Raw genomic sequence first — 12,171 nt, 5'->3', positions numbered from 1 at the left:
GTAACAGATAATTCGTAAGTATTTATTTGTTTTTTCTGAATATGGCCAGTAAGGCATAACTGATAGCCCATGCTGCCAGTCCTGCGGCGATAGCCAGTGTAATGGCGCCGAAAACGTACTGGAGCAGGTTATCCCCTACTGCGGCTATGGAAAAATGTTTATCAAACAACAGATCTTTGGCTGATCTCCCCATCCAGACCTTTCCTGCCAGGAAGCTGAAAAAGATCACAAAGGGGGTTAACGGCGGCGTGCTCACATGGGCAGCAAGGAACACCAGCGCTTTGTTGAGCTTCAGTTTAACGGATACCAGGAAAGCCACCAGCAGCTGGAAACCCCATATCGGCACAATACCCATGAACACGCCAAAGCCAATGGCCGCAGCTTTGCGCGCATTGGACTCTTCGGCATTCAGTATTTCTTCTTTCCACATCTTTTTCCAGTTCTCCTTTTTCAGCATCCACAGAAAAAAATCCCTTGGTTTGATATACAGGAAAGTAATCAGTACGAGTACGGTATTTAATACGCTGATGCGCGAAAAATCCCGGAACGGGCGGAAGTGGGATATCCTTTCGTCTGCCGGCGGATAATACACCTTCACCGGCGTCCAGTCTATCTTTACGCCTTTCCATGCGCTGCGCACCAGTACTTCTATTTCAAATTCATATTTGGAGCACCACCAGCGGGTACGGCCCATGCGGCGCAGCGGGTACAACCGGTATCCCGATTGTGTGTCCGGCCCTTTCAGGCCTGTTTCCACATAAAACCAGAAGTTGGAGAACTTGTTGGCAAAAGTGTTTTTGCCAGGCATGTTTTCTTCATTCAGGTTACGGGCGCCTATCACCAGGGTGTCCGGATGTGTGCTGATCTTTTCCAGCATGCCGGGCAGATCGGAGGCAAAGTGCTGTCCGTCTGCATCCATGGTGATCACGTAATCATAACCCTGTGCCAGCGCATATTCGAAACCACGGCGAAGGGCAATGCCTTTCCCACGGTTAGGGCTATACGACACTTTATGTATGGCGGGGTATTTCTCAAGAATGGTGCTGGTATGGTCGGTAGCGCCGTCATTCACGACAATCACGTGTGAGGTGTAGGACAACGCTCCTTTCACCACCTCTTCCAGCGTTGTAGCGTTGTTGTAGGTTGGAATGAGCACCGCCGCGCGATGACGCTCAAAATGTTCGTTATGTGTATTACTGGCTGTCACTTATTTAAATACTCCCTGAAATTTCATAAATGTGGTGGCATCCCTTTTCAGGGTGGCATTCACTTTCCATCCTCCGTTCTCTTCTGCCTTGTAAGTCAGGCTTACATCCACCAATGGCTGCTGTACCGGGTCTATCATGTTCAGGAACTTCATCAGACCGGCTTTCTGTAGCAGTACTTTTTGCTGTACGGCGTCTTCCAGCGTTTCGGTAACGATCTGCATCATACATACGCCGGGCACGACCGGTTGCTCCGGAAAATGGCCACCGAAAATAGGATGCGCCGCATTCAGTTCCAGTGTGAGCGTTACCTGGCCTTCTTCATTTGCAACGTTCCTTATATTGTAAAAGTTTCCTTTCAGCATTTTGATATTTTGATATTTAAATATTTCTGTCTTCGCTTTGACCAATCCGTAATTATCTATGTGTTTTTTGTAGCGAAATATTGAACCGGAAGTTCTGATGCACAATACGGATGGTGTCCGGCGTACCCTGTGTATAATGCTCCATCCATACTTTCACAACAGGTTTGCGTTCGGAAGATTTTTCGATACGCACCAGTTGCGTGCAGGCGCTATCCGTGATATAGTAGTTATTGCCTTTGGCGGTGGGCACTACGGTATAACGGTACCGGTTATCCGTTGCCACATGCGCCTGACGAAGGTCCGGCCGCAGGAGCACCAGTTCAAAATCCTGGCGCAGCGTGGTCACGACTGCCTTCTTGTCCATCTTGGGCAACAGGTAATGTTTCGTAAATTTTCCCTGTTTATCAAATTCGAAATCAAAAAACTTAAATCCCATTTCGTTGGCAAATACCACCCGGAGGCTGCTATCGGGCATCTGCTTAAAAAACAACAGTCCGCTCAGGTGATGTTTCAGGATATTGACCTGTGTACTATACAGCGTGGCATCGAAAGCAGGGCTGAACTGTCGTATGCAGTCCACATTGCCTTCGGTACGTTGCAATCCTTTATACACGGAGGTGCATCCAGTCAGCAGGGCGACTGACAGTACGCTATTTAACCACAAATACCGCATCCGGAATATTCGCATTCACTTGTTTATGTAAAAAGCTGATGTTCGTATCATCACCGGATGGTTCTGCCATGGTGATGCCCGACACTGTAAAATCTTTTTTGTCCACCACCAGGGTGATCATCTTGAAATAACCGGCCATGGCCTTGTTCACAGGCACCATCTCCAGGCGGTAGCTCTGTGCGTTTTCGTATGCTTTGGTGGTAAAATCTGTATTGTCCAGCACGGTGCCGCGTACACAGTCCACCGTTATTTTATTGATCTGTTCAAACAGTTTGTTGTTTTTGCCGGATACTTTACTTTCTTTCTGGGCGTCTTTGATACGGATGTCTTTTCCATTCATGACCAGCAGGTAGTAAGAAGGCTGCTGGTATTCCATGCGGACTTTATTCTCCCGCTTGAACCAGAATTTCCCTTTCGAAGTGATTTTATCGGAGAGCATGCTCAGGTTTTTCTCCTGCACAAAATCGCACTGAATGCTCTGCGTCTGTTGAGCGGCCCTGGCGAACTCCTTTTTTACGGCCGACAGGTCGGCGACCGGTTTAAAACCTGACTGCGCCTGCAGTTGCAACGACAGCAGTGAAATCATGCATATCATTATCCATTTACACATAAGCTGGCACTTTTAACATTTTATCCATTCTTTCCAGCCGGTACCCTTCCGCTTTGATGGCGCTGATCAGCCGGGGCAGGATACTGGCAGTGATGCTGCAGGTGTCATGCAACAGGATGACCGCACCGGGATGCAGTTCCGACATGATTTTCTGCAACAATTTATTTTCATCTGTGGCCATGGTGTCCATAGAGCGGATGCTCCAGCCCACGGGCAGATAATTGTTTTTTCTGATGGCCCTTGCCAGGTTGGGATTGGTGACCCCATATGGCGGGCGGAACAGGCGCGGTTGCAATCCTGTGGCGTTGATGGTCACAGTGTCCATCTTTTCCATGTCTTTTCCCATGGTACTGCTGGTATACATATCAAACCAGAAATCATGCGAATAGGTATGGTTACCGATTACATGACCTTCTGCGTGTATACGTTGCAGTAAGTGGGCATTGCCTTCGATATTTTTCCCGATGCAGAAAAAAGCAGCTTTCACCTGGTGTTCATCGAGGATATCGAGGATCTGCGGCGTATGCGTCTCTTCCGGTCCGTCGTCGAAGGAGAGCGCCACCACATTTTCAGTAGTGGGCGCGGCACAGATGGTTTTGATGAAGAAATCCGAGCGGATGTTCATTGCGCCCCTGATATAAAAAGGCAGTAACAACAGCAGCGGCAATACCAGCCACCAGAGCGATAAGGGGTACAGGCCGGACAATCTGATGCCCAGCACTACGGCCACGCCTGTGAGAAGGATGATATTTGCGGTCCGGTTATTCAACATGAGAGAGCAAAATCAGGGAGTGATGGGTGCCCTGATGATGGTTATACAATAATATTTTTTTAATGCTGCCGGGTGCTTTACCATAGAACATCGCTGCCTCCGGTACTGCCTGGTCTGCCAGGATACCATTGGCCAGCCACATGCCGAAACCAGCCGCAGTCGGGTATTCACCGCAGAGGTGTTTGAAGCTCGCTTCCGGATGTTCGGGGAACAATGCTTCCACTACTTCTTCATAGATGTCGTCCTGGTCAATGTCGCCGTTTCTGCCGGTAATCAGCAGGTCAATATCGTTGGGGGTGCAGCTATTGTCTTCGAGGAACTTCATGATATGGCCAATCACCTCTCCTTCCCACATGGGTTTGTAAAGCGTGCTGATGCCGGTCAGTTCAGCCGCCGTATGTTCTCCCGGCTTGGTTCCGAGGGTGAAGAAAGCGGCGCCTTCTCCCGCGATAGTGCCACGGGTAGGGCTTTTCAGCAGCTCCATGGTTTTCACCGGTTCTTTTTTATACAGCCCGAAGCGGGACAGTATCTGATAGCTGTGCTGGGTGAGCTCATCCAGTCCGCCGACCAGTATATTTTGCGCGCTGCCTTCGCGTAGCATCATCACCGTGTCCAGCAGGGCATTTTCGAAAGAGAAGCCGCGGTGCACGAAGGTGTTGTTATAGCCGTGGCAGCCCAGCAGCAGCGCTATCTGTCCGCCTACGGTATTGTGTGTGCTTTGGATGAAGGCAGTCGGCGTCAGCATTTCCTCCTGTTGATTCACCATTTTGGTCAGGAACACGCCGGTGTCGTCGAGGCAACCGTAAGCAGTGCCGGTCACGATGGCATCAGGCTGGGTGATACCGGCAGCCTGCAGGCTGAGATTGGCCGCGCCCACGCCCATTTTCACCACACGGCTCATGCGGCGGATCTGTTTTACATCGATCCACTGTTTATAGTCCGGGTCTACTGTTGCCAGCCTTACCTGTTCGTATTCGCGCAGACCGGCCAGCAAAGGTCCTCCTACCGCCGTTTCCTGCGGAGAAATACAACCGGTGCCGTTTATATAGATCGTCAACATACTCTCATTTAATCACTAAAAGCTGGAAAAAACCAGGCTGGAACAGTTACCACCAAAACCGAAGGAGTTGGACATCACATGGCGGAGGTCATTGCCTTCAGACCAGGTGGTGGCCGGTGTAAACGGCAGTTCCTTCATCTGGTGCTCAAAACGTGCATTAGGATAGATAATACCTTCTTTCACGGAAACAGCCGATAATACCGCTTCAATACCGCCACTGGCGCCCAGGGTATGCCCTGTGAATGATTTGGTGGAGCTCATGGCCGGGAAATGCGGTGCAAAGATGCGGTTGATGGCAATGCCTTCCGACACATCGTTGTTGCCGGTACCGGTACCGTGCAGGTTGATATACCCTATCTGCTGTGGTTGCAGGCCGCTCATGTCCAGCGCGCCTTTCATCGCCATGTAATTGCCGGTGCCGTCGGGCGACGAGGCCGTCTGGTGGTAGGCGTCATTGGCATTGGCGAAACCGCTGAGGCGGCACCAGGGCTGCAGCTGTGCAGCCAGGCTGTCGGACACCAGCACCACGTAACCGGCGCCTTCGCCCAGATTAAGCCCGGTGCGGGTTTCATCGAAAGGGCGGCAAGGCTGCTGGTCGAGGATCATGAGGGTATTAAAACCGTTGAGCGTAAAACGGGTCAACGCGTCTGTACCGCCGGCTATCACTACGTCCACGATATTATTGCGTATCAGGCGGTAGCCGTACATCAGCGCGTTGGCGCCGGAAGAGCATGCCGTGCTGATGGTAGACACATGATGCCGGATGCCCATGGCATCGGCCACTATTTCGGTGACGCTGCCGCATTCATGGTGCATCACCTGATGCAGACGGCCTTTACGGTTGTCTGCCAGATATTCCGCGAAAAAGTCTTCCGTTTTGTCCATACCGCCAACCGTATTGCCGGACACAAATCCGACGCGGTAGCGGGAGATATCGTCCAGTCCGGACGATTGCCATGCTTCCTTCGCGGCGATCAGGCTGAGCAGCGCGGTACGGCTGATATTTTCCGGTAACCCGGCCATATCCGCCAGCGTCTCATTATCTGCTTTTACCTCCGCTACCGGGAAAGTATGACGGTGCACAGATGACAGGTATTTCATGGCACCCATGCCTGGTTCCATCTCACGGAAAGCCCGCAGGCATTCACGCAAGTTCAGGCCTATGCCGCTGATGACGCCGCCACCCGCTATCCACACCTTTTCACTCATGCTTTGGCTGTTTGTTGAGCTACAATAAATTCCGCCATGGAACGGATGGAGTAAAAAATCTCCGGTCCCTGTTCTGGATTGGCGATACGGATGTTATAGTGCTGTTGCAGCAATACGATCAGTTCCAGCGCATCGATAGAATCGAGACCCAGCCCTTCTTTAAACAACGGTTCATCGTTACCGATGCTTTCCGGTGTTACTTCCTGCAAATTCAATTGTTCGATGATCTGTTTTTTCAGATCTGCCATCAGCTGTTCCATTACGATGTTGATATTTTGTTATGTAGATATTTTATAGCGTTCGTTCAGTGCCTCGGCTGTTGCCGGACTGGCCTGCCCCTTCGGCGTTTTCTCCAGCAGGAACAGGGCCACTTCGTAATCGTCGCCCATCACTTCCACCCAACCGCAGAGGCAGGCCTGCAACGGCGTGGTGGCGAGCAGTTGCGCAGGGTAACTGCTCATCAGTTCTGCATCAAAATTTTCAGACACGAAGAAGATATTCTCTCCTTTAAAACCATGCCGGATGCAGATTTCCCCCATCACAATGTTGGGGAGGGTATATACGAAAAGGGCCGGGCTGGCGATATCCTTCACGGTGGCATAGTAGCGGATGTCGGTATCCAGGCTGCCACTGCGGTTAGACAACACCATTCCCACTGCTTCAGGCGGCAGTGCCTGTACAGGGGCATGTTTGAGCAGCACTTCCGCCGCCAGCCATCCCAGTTTACTGAGAGCGTCCATCTTATGGAACTTGGGATACTGCCCGGAAAACCGGTCATATCCTGCCCGCAGCCATTCCTGTAAGTCCATGCTCCGGTCGGCTTCCCACAGCAACGCTCCGTTTAACCAGATACCGTGATGCCGTATGATACAACTTCCTGTAATATATGCTTCCGCGCTATTCAATCTCTGAACTGCTTTTTAATTTTTCTGTTAATTCTATGGTCCGGGCCAGGCGTTTCAGTGCCGTGTCGTGGTTTTTCACAAACGGGTTGCTCATGTCCCAGACATATCCTGCCAATACGGAACAGATTTGTCCTTTGATCACCGGGTCGGCGTCTTTTTTAAAGAAAATGGTGTCCAGCGTGCCTTCGTACCATGCCATGACATAGGAACGGAAGGTATTTACTCCCTGCAGGGTGGGCTCCATGTATTCTTTTTCCCAGTCCACTTCTTCTCCCCGCAGTTTTCTGATCACCAGTTTAGCGGCGGTCTGGCTGGAAACGCAGGCCAAAGTTACGCCAGAAGAGAAAATCGGGTCCAAAAATTCTGTCACGTTGCCGGTCAGCACAAAACCATCTCCATAAAACTTATCGGTGGTGGCAGACCAGGACTGGAGCACTCTGGGCTCAAATACCAGTTCCACGTCACGGAAACGTTCGCGGGTATAGGGTTCTGCTTCCAGCAGGGCACGGTATACTTCCTCGTCGGTACCGGGATATTGCGCAAAAAACTCCGGATCGCCCACAAAACCGACGGAAGTAACGCCGGTAGAGAACGGGATGATCCAGATCCAGACGCCTTTTTTATGCACCACCGCTGTGATACGGTTAGGTTCATCGGCCATAGAGCGACGTACGTCTTTTGTATGAGCGAAGAGCGCTTTACGCGGCTGAAGGTTGGAGTTTTTTTCCAGGTTGAACAAGCGGGGAATTACCCGGCCATAACCGCTGCCATCCACGATGAAGCGGGCTTCGATGGTGGATCTGTTCCCGTCTTTGTCTTCTATGGTGGTCACGGAATCGGACCCGTTAAAACGTATATCCGTTACCGTAGTTTCGTAAGAAACCGGTACGCCCATACTTTCCACGGTATCTGCCAGTGTTTTATCGAAATCGGCCCTGGTCACCTGCCAGGTCCAGGTCCAGCCGGGGGTGTATTGCTCTTTGAAAGTAAAGTCACAAAGCGCGTCGCCTTTAACGAACTTGGCACCGAATTTTTCCTGAAAACCTTTGGCTTTAATGGCATCGATGAAACCGGCTTCATTCAAAGCGTCCATACTGCGTGGCAGCAGGCTCTCCCCGATCACGAAGCGGGGAAATTTCATCTTTTCAACGATTTTCACTTTGTAACCTGCCTGGTGGATAATAGACGCCGCTACTGTTCCGGCAGGTCCCGCACCTATCACTAAAACATCTACTTGTTCAGTTTTCATACGGTAAAACATTTACGATTTAGGAATTTGGGGATTTCCGATTTTGGGGATTCTGAAATCAAAAATTCCAAAATCAAAAAATCGAAAATTGTTTTTATGGTTTTCTAACTTTTAACAGCGTGTAATTCAGTCCCATCTTATCATTCTCTTCCGCTACCACCAGCCCGGCATCGGTGATGCACTTAAAGAAATCGTCCGTGTGGTACATCTGGCTGTTACCATTTGCCATGGCGGTAAAATACAGGGACGTCTGCTGAAGGCAGAAAGCGGCTGATTTAAACTGCTGGCGGTTCCAGAACGGCTCCAGGATATAGATGGTACCGTTGTCATTGAGCGCTTCGCGGCAACGGGAAAGGATGGACACGATTTCAGCTTCAGAGAAGCAGTCGAGGAACTGGCTCATCCAGATGGCGTCAAATCCTTTAGGGAAAGGGATTTCCTCATGCAGGATGTTAGCGATATGGAAATGCACACGGTCTGCCACGCCGGCATCTTTCATTTTCTGCTGCGCAATATTGGCCTGACCGGGGATATCGAAGATGGTCACTTCCACTTCGGGGTCTTTGGCGGTACATGCCAGCGCCCATTTACCGGTATTGCCGCCGATATCGAGCAGGCGTTTGGGTTTGTTTTCAAAAACGATGTCCAGTGCGCCGGGTGTGGCGAGGTCGGAGTAGTAGTGGTCAAAGTCGAACCAGCTTTTGCCTACCGCAGGAGGCAGTAGGGACAGGCCGGGGTAGATAGTGTCCCAGGGGCCCAGTTCTTTCAGGCCTTCCGGTTTACCGTTGCGGAGACTGTCTTCCAGGTGGTACATGCCTTTATAGCAGATATCCTGCGTAAAGTCCATGTTGATGCGGGTCAGCTGATCATGCAGGATAAAATACCCGGTTTTGGTCAGCGTATATTTTTTATCGTTCACGATCACCAGTTCCATGCCCAAACCGGCTTCCAGCAATACCCTCACTGCGTAGCGGTTCATATTGGTTTTTTCCATTATCTCCTCAATGGTGATGCCCGCAGATCCGCTGTCACTCACTGCTTTCAGAATGCCCATGTCGCGCAGCGCCCTCGTAGCCTGGAAAGCTATGGGAGCGAAGGCCAGCCACAATGCTGCTTCTTTTGCCTGTAATGCTGTTTTCGTTTCCTTGTTAAACATAAATCTTGAAAAATTACGAATGACGAACTACGAATGACGAATTAGGATTGACTTATGAATGAGCATTGGCGCCCAATTCGTCATTCGTCATTCGTGATTCGTAAGTACTGAATATCATGGCTGCATTGCAACCACCGAAGCCGGACACTGTTTTGAGGAAGTGGCGGGACGGTTGTTGGCGCAGGGTGTTGCTAACGTTGACAGGCATACTGACACCGGGTGTCTCGTATCCTTTGGTTGGCAGTATAACGCCGTTTTTCATGGCTTTTACACTGATAATGGCTTCTACCAGCCCGGCGGCGCCGAGGGTGTGGCCATAGTAGCCTTTGAGGCTGTTGACCGGCACTGCTGCCAGTCCTGCGTGATGCAGGGCTTTGGCTTCCATCTCATCGTTGTAGAGCGTGGCGGTGCCATGTGCTGATACAAACCCGATATCTTCCGGTTGAAGACCGCTGCCTTTGAGGGCCAGTTGCATGGCAGCAGCCAGCTCCAGGCCGGTGCGGGAAGGGCCGGAAATATGATTGGCGTCGTTGCTGATAGCACCGGCGCCCAGTACTATTGTGGCGTGGCGGGGGTCTTTGCTGAGCACCATGGTGGCCGCTGCTTCTCCCAACGATACGCCCGTACGGTCAGCATCGAAAGGCCGGCAGGGCACTGCGCTCACCGCCTGGAAGGATTGAAAACCGGACAATACAAAGCGGGTGAGCACATCGGCGCCCGTTACCACTACGTGATCGTATTTGCCGGAAGCGATCAGGCGTTGACCGGTTAAAATAGCCACCAGTCCGGATATACAGGCGCTGCTGATCACCATTGGGGTATTCACGGCACCAAGGCGTGCGGCTATTTTACGTGCCGTAGCGGCAGGCTGCAGCTGCTCAGGCGGAGGTACCACACCTTCCTCCTGCTGCTCCAGCAATTCAATGTTTCCTTTTGTGGTGGAAATAATCAGCCCTGTGCGGGGATCTGACAGGCTTATGGCTGTATGTGACAACGCTTCCGTAACGGAAGCGATCACCAGCTGTTCAAATTTCGTATAGTCTTCAAGGTTAAGCCCGCGGATAGCTCTCTCCAGCATATCATGGGGCATCATGGCACCATGGAAGGGCGCAGGGCCATAATCTTCACGGTCCTGTAAACGGATGCCGCTATTGCCCCGGATGACCTGTTCAAAATTTTCATCCGTATTCACGCCCAGCGGCCCAACAATATTATCTGCAACTACAAAGACCATCATCCTTTTCTATAGGTGGTTATTCAGGTGTCTTTTTTTCCATTCGTTAAAAAAAGCCGGTGTGGTCAACTGCAGCAGTTCGGTGTCTTTGTCCAGGAACACCTGCACAGTAGATCCTTTTGCGATGATTTCACCGGTAACGGGATTGGAAAGCACATAGTTAAATCTGATCTTCGCCGCGAGGTCGTCCACGAAGGTGGTTTCCACCTTTACGCGATCGCCATAACGCAGCGGGCGTTTATAGTCGCACTGTATATTCACTACCGGCGCTGTAAATCCGGCATTAAAAATATCCAGGTAACGTAAAGCGTACTTTTCACCGAAAGCCTCTCTTCCGTCTTCAAAATACCTTACATAGTGGCCATGCCAGACTATGCTCAGTGAATCCACTTCGTTAAACTTCACCGGGAATTCGGTGCATTCGGTTATTGAGTCCATATCTAGCTATTTTCGGATTTTTTGATTTACGATTTTTTGATGTCTGGATTGATAAAAGAGAAAAGCATAGCGATTTTTACCCGCTCTTATAACCCCGAAATCAAAAAATCGTAAATCAAAAAATACCTAAATGGTTTATCCTTTCTTCTTCGGTGCTTTTTTGGCTTTTTCTTCTTTAGCCACCACCGTTTTAGTTTCTTTCTTAGGCGCCGGTGCTTCTTCTACAGGATCTGTTGCGTCGGCATATTTTTCTTTCAGCTTTTTGTAGTCGATATGTTCCAGTACTTTGTGTACAGTGTAGGCCCAGTAGTTGCGGAAGCCGAAGCCCTGAGCTTTGCCGGTCATACGTTCTGTCATGAGCACGTTGTGGGTCCCCATGTCCACCACCGTTACATACATGGCGGCTTCTTTTTCTGTTTTGCTCATGGCTTCCATCACAAACAGCACACCGATACCTTTTTTATCGCCGAATTTGTAGCCTTTCACCAGTTTGGTGACATCTTCCGGCTTCAGGTGGTTGTAATCACCGGGATTTTCAGACTTCATTTTGTCAACATTGACTTCTGCGTTTCTGGCGTTGGTTTCGCTAAGGTCGAAGTCTACAGAGGAACGATGGAAAGCGCCTTTCACATCGTATTTTTTAGGCTCATTTCTGATAACGTCGTTGATACCGGTGAAATGGCGGTTGATATCGGTGGCGGCGGCGTCACCAAGCAGGCGCGCCTGGGTGAAATCAACGCCCAGCCAGGTAAAGGGAGTGTCCGTGTTTTCCAGAAAGTTTTTCAGTTTCTGGGCGTGCGTAACGCTGATAAAACAGCTACAGATAAGGATGGTCAGGGTAAAAACTCTACGGATAATCATAACTTATTTATTAAGTGGATTGATGAAGATTTTCATTTCGCACTGTGCAATAACTCTGCCATTGTAGCATACTTGTCCAGCCACCATAGTAGCGTTGAACACTTCTCCCTTAATTTCGGTGGTGGTTTCGATGGTTTGCCCGGCGGGGGGCAGTTCCAATATCTCGAGGTTATTCACGGCGCCGATAAATCCCAGTGGCACGGGACTGTTTTCCTGTTTGGCGATGTAACCAATACGGGCGGCGGCGGTTTGGGCTATATTTTCCATGAGGCCGGGAGGCATGAGCACTCCGTTTTCCACGAATACGTTATCGGGAGCAATATGCAGGGCGGTACGGGTTTTCGGGCCGTCCACTTCCACAATGCCACTGATCATGACAATCGGTGTGCGCTGGGGAATGTAAGCGGTAATATCGTCTGAATGAATAAACATCT

Annotated in this window: 15 protein-coding genes; all 15 read right to left on the bottom strand. The window is 50.4% G+C overall.

What is annotated here, in order from left to right; all coding sequences use genetic code 11:
• Positions 1 to 22: 22 nt before the first annotated feature.
• The 15 genes from HGH92_RS34185 to HGH92_RS17020 all read right to left on the bottom strand — a co-directional run bounded on the left by HGH92_RS34185 (position 23) and on the right by HGH92_RS17020 (position 12,169).
• On the bottom strand, positions 23 to 1,207 hold the full coding sequence (locus tag HGH92_RS34185; RefSeq protein WP_168871983.1) for a DUF2062 domain-containing protein: 1,185 nt from the start codon (positions 1,205 to 1,207) through the stop codon (positions 23 to 25).
• Positions 1,208 to 1,570 carry a 3-hydroxyacyl-ACP dehydratase gene (locus HGH92_RS17085; protein ID WP_168871982.1) on the bottom strand — a complete coding sequence of 121 codons (363 nt, stop codon included), beginning with the start codon at positions 1,568 to 1,570 and terminating at the stop codon, positions 1,208 to 1,210.
• A 52-nt stretch (positions 1,571 to 1,622) separates the two neighbouring features.
• A complete protein-coding gene (locus HGH92_RS17080; protein WP_168871981.1) occupies positions 1,623 to 2,258 on the bottom strand; it encodes a hypothetical protein in 636 nt (211 codons plus the stop codon).
• Positions 2,221 to 2,853: an outer membrane lipoprotein carrier protein LolA gene (locus tag HGH92_RS17075; protein ID WP_168871980.1), complete on the bottom strand. Its 633-nt coding sequence runs from the start codon at positions 2,851 to 2,853 to the stop codon at positions 2,221 to 2,223. Before HGH92_RS17075 ends, HGH92_RS17080 begins: the two co-directional genes overlap by 38 nt.
• A complete protein-coding gene (locus HGH92_RS17070; protein WP_168871979.1) occupies positions 2,846 to 3,625 on the bottom strand; it encodes a polysaccharide deacetylase family protein in 780 nt (259 codons plus the stop codon). Before HGH92_RS17070 ends, HGH92_RS17075 begins: the two co-directional genes overlap by 8 nt.
• Positions 3,615 to 4,685 carry a beta-ketoacyl synthase N-terminal-like domain-containing protein gene (locus tag HGH92_RS17065; RefSeq protein ID WP_211092664.1) on the bottom strand — a complete coding sequence of 357 codons (1,071 nt, stop codon included), beginning with the start codon at positions 4,683 to 4,685 and terminating at the stop codon, positions 3,615 to 3,617. The genes HGH92_RS17070 and HGH92_RS17065 overlap by 11 nt, the downstream gene beginning before the upstream one ends.
• A 15-nt stretch (positions 4,686 to 4,700) precedes the next feature.
• Positions 4,701 to 5,894, bottom strand: a complete 1,194-nt coding sequence (locus tag HGH92_RS17060) for a beta-ketoacyl-[acyl-carrier-protein] synthase family protein (protein ID WP_168871978.1) — start codon at positions 5,892 to 5,894, stop codon at positions 4,701 to 4,703.
• Entirely contained in the window at positions 5,891 to 6,154 is a 264-nt protein-coding gene (locus HGH92_RS17055) for a phosphopantetheine-binding protein (protein ID WP_078667218.1), read from the bottom strand. The genes HGH92_RS17060 and HGH92_RS17055 overlap by 4 nt, the downstream gene beginning before the upstream one ends.
• Positions 6,155 to 6,172: 18 nt before the next feature.
• Positions 6,173 to 6,799: a hypothetical protein gene (locus HGH92_RS17050; protein ID WP_168871977.1), complete on the bottom strand. Its 627-nt coding sequence runs from the start codon at positions 6,797 to 6,799 to the stop codon at positions 6,173 to 6,175.
• The gene (locus HGH92_RS17045) at positions 6,792 to 8,048 is read right to left on the bottom strand and encodes an NAD(P)/FAD-dependent oxidoreductase (protein ID WP_168871976.1); all 1,257 of its coding nucleotides are present in this window, start codon (positions 8,046 to 8,048) and stop codon (positions 6,792 to 6,794) included. The genes HGH92_RS17050 and HGH92_RS17045 overlap by 8 nt, the downstream gene beginning before the upstream one ends.
• 94 nt (positions 8,049 to 8,142) lie before the next feature.
• Positions 8,143 to 9,204 carry a class I SAM-dependent methyltransferase gene (locus HGH92_RS17040; RefSeq protein ID WP_168871975.1) on the bottom strand — a complete coding sequence of 354 codons (1,062 nt, stop codon included), beginning with the start codon at positions 9,202 to 9,204 and terminating at the stop codon, positions 8,143 to 8,145.
• A gap of 52 nt (positions 9,205 to 9,256) precedes the next feature.
• Positions 9,257 to 10,441 carry a beta-ketoacyl-[acyl-carrier-protein] synthase family protein gene (locus HGH92_RS17035; protein ID WP_168871974.1) on the bottom strand — a complete coding sequence of 395 codons (1,185 nt, stop codon included), beginning with the start codon at positions 10,439 to 10,441 and terminating at the stop codon, positions 9,257 to 9,259.
• Between the two features lie 6 nt (positions 10,442 to 10,447).
• Positions 10,448 to 10,876: an acyl-CoA thioesterase gene (locus HGH92_RS17030; RefSeq protein ID WP_168871973.1), complete on the bottom strand. Its 429-nt coding sequence runs from the start codon at positions 10,874 to 10,876 to the stop codon at positions 10,448 to 10,450.
• A 135-nt stretch (positions 10,877 to 11,011) separates the two neighbouring features.
• Positions 11,012 to 11,737: a hypothetical protein gene (locus tag HGH92_RS17025; protein ID WP_168871972.1), complete on the bottom strand. Its 726-nt coding sequence runs from the start codon at positions 11,735 to 11,737 to the stop codon at positions 11,012 to 11,014.
• A 3-nt stretch (positions 11,738 to 11,740) separates the two neighbouring features.
• The gene (locus tag HGH92_RS17020) at positions 11,741 to 12,169 is read right to left on the bottom strand and encodes a 3-hydroxyacyl-ACP dehydratase (protein ID WP_168871971.1); all 429 of its coding nucleotides are present in this window, start codon (positions 12,167 to 12,169) and stop codon (positions 11,741 to 11,743) included.
• Positions 12,170 to 12,171 lie beyond the last annotated feature (2 nt).

It is taken from the genome of Chitinophaga varians (genome assembly GCF_012641275.1).
GTDB classification, from domain to species: Bacteria; Bacteroidota; Bacteroidia; order Chitinophagales; family Chitinophagaceae; genus Chitinophaga; species Chitinophaga varians_A.
Note: the sequence above shows the minus strand (reverse complement) of the source record. Positions and strands in the feature narration are given on the sequence as shown.

Bases quoted from the DNA above. Each gene is read 5' to 3' on its own strand.
- HGH92_RS17085 (WP_168871982.1), bottom strand. From the start codon at position 1,570: ATGCTGAAAGGAAACTTTTACAATATAAGGAACGTTGCAAATGAAGAA.
- HGH92_RS17080 (WP_168871981.1), bottom strand. From the start codon at position 2,258: ATGCGAATATTCCGGATGCGGTATTTGTGGTTAAATAGCGTACTGTCA.
- HGH92_RS17075 (WP_168871980.1), bottom strand. From the start codon at position 2,853: ATGTGTAAATGGATAATGATATGCATGATTTCACTGCTGTCGTTGCAA.
- HGH92_RS17070 (WP_168871979.1), bottom strand. From the start codon at position 3,625: ATGTTGAATAACCGGACCGCAAATATCATCCTTCTCACAGGCGTGGCC.
- HGH92_RS17065 (WP_211092664.1), bottom strand. From the start codon at position 4,685: ATGTTGACGATCTATATAAACGGCACCGGTTGTATTTCTCCGCAGGAA.
- HGH92_RS17060 (WP_168871978.1), bottom strand. From the start codon at position 5,894: ATGAGTGAAAAGGTGTGGATAGCGGGTGGCGGCGTCATCAGCGGCATA.
- HGH92_RS17055 (WP_078667218.1), bottom strand. From the start codon at position 6,154: ATGGAACAGCTGATGGCAGATCTGAAAAAACAGATCATCGAACAATTG.
- HGH92_RS17045 (WP_168871976.1), bottom strand. From the start codon at position 8,048: ATGAAAACTGAACAAGTAGATGTTTTAGTGATAGGTGCGGGACCTGCC.
- HGH92_RS17040 (WP_168871975.1), bottom strand. From the start codon at position 9,204: ATGTTTAACAAGGAAACGAAAACAGCATTACAGGCAAAAGAAGCAGCA.
- HGH92_RS17035 (WP_168871974.1), bottom strand. From the start codon at position 10,441: ATGATGGTCTTTGTAGTTGCAGATAATATTGTTGGGCCGCTGGGCGTG.
- HGH92_RS17030 (WP_168871973.1), bottom strand. From the start codon at position 10,876: ATGGACTCAATAACCGAATGCACCGAATTCCCGGTGAAGTTTAACGAA.
- HGH92_RS17025 (WP_168871972.1), bottom strand. From the start codon at position 11,737: ATGATTATCCGTAGAGTTTTTACCCTGACCATCCTTATCTGTAGCTGT.
- HGH92_RS17020 (WP_168871971.1), bottom strand. From the start codon at position 12,169: ATGTTTATTCATTCAGACGATATTACCGCTTACATTCCCCAGCGCACA.